The sequence below is a fragment of the Vibrio sp. 1288 genome (genome assembly GCF_033344475.1).
Genome location: NZ_JAWPOX010000095.1, coordinates 1 through 1,418, shown reverse-complemented (window position 1 = coordinate 1,418; position 1,418 = coordinate 1). Strand labels below are relative to the sequence as shown.

1 protein-coding gene is annotated in these 1,418 nt (G+C 47.3%); it reads left to right on the top strand.

The features are described 5' to 3' along the window. The coding region (gene lolE / locus R8O11_RS24845; protein WP_318194558.1) for a lipoprotein-releasing ABC transporter permease subunit LolE at positions 1-1,231 on the top strand (1,231 nt) is incomplete at its 5' end. Positions 1,232-1,418: the final 187 nt, after the last annotated feature.

The window sequence follows — 1,418 nt, the reverse complement described above, 5'->3', positions numbered from 1 at the left end:
AGCATTGATGATTGGTGGACGCTTTAGCCGTGCGAAAAAGCGCAACAAAATGGTGTCGTTCATTTCTCTTTCTTCCACCATTGGTATTGCAGTAGGCGTGGCGGTGATCATCATTGGCCTTTCGGCGATGAATGGTTTTGAGCGAGAGCTTCAGTCGCGTGTGTTGTCCGTGATTCCTCATGGTGAGTTAGAAGGGGTTAACGGGCCGCTGCAGAACTACACCAAGACGATGAACCAAGCGCTGCAACATGAGCATGTCGTTGCTGCCGCACCGTACGTCCGCTTTACGGGTTTAGCCGAAAAAGGCAGTAAACTAAAGGCGATTGAAGTGCGTGGTGTGGACCCTGCGTATGAGCAAGCGGTGTCGAGCATGTCTGACTTTATTGATCCAGAGGCGTGGCAAAACTTTTACTCAGGTCAACAGCAAGTGATTTTAGGTCGAGGGGTTGCAAATGAGTTGAAGGTGCAAGTCGGTGACTACGTCACGTTGATGATTCCTCAAACGGGTGGCACAAATAAAGTTCAAGCGCCGAAACGTGTGCGCGTCAAAGTCGCGGGTTTCTTGACGTTGAACGGTCAAATTGATCATTCATTGGCTTTAGTTCCGCTGGCGGATGCGCAGCAATACGCTCGTTTAGGAGACGGCGTAACTGGAATTTCTCTAAAAACCGATGATGTTCTTGATGCGCCTTCGATCGTTCGAGAAGTCGGCAACCTAGTGAATGTGTACGTATATTTGAAGAGTTGGCAGCAGCAGTTTGGCTTTCTCTACCGTGACATTCAGTTGGTACGCACGATCATGTATTTGGTCATGGTATTAGTGATTGGTGTGGCGTGTTTCAATATCGTCTCGACATTGATGATGGCAGTGAAAGATCGCGCAGCAGAGATCGCGATTTTGCGTACGATGGGGGCAAAAGATGGTCTGATTAAACGTATTTTCGTTTGGCAGGGCGTCTTCTCTGGAGTGTTTGGTAGCCTTGTCGGTAGCCTTGTTGGTGTGTTGGTTGCGTTAAATTTAACTCCAATCATTAAGGGGCTTGAAGGCTTAATAGGACACCAGTTTTTATCGGGTGACATCTACTTTGTGGACTTTCTTCCATCGCAGTTGCATTGGCCTGACGTCGCATTGGTGTCGACCACCGCTATCGTATTAAGCCTATTGGCCACTTGGTACCCAGCTTCTCGCGCAGCGAAACTGAACCCTGCCGCAGTTTTGAGTGCTAAGTAGCGAAGGAAGGAAAGCTAGCCTCGTAGACATCGTTGTTGGCTACGATTTCTTTTACTAAGTACACTAGATACAAAAAAGGACCTTTCATGGTCCTTTTTTGTATTCATTAGCATCTTTTCATTCTTTGCTTACATTTCGTTTCAGCTTTATTGTCGTTTGAACCTCAAGCCATGTCGCAACGAATGAT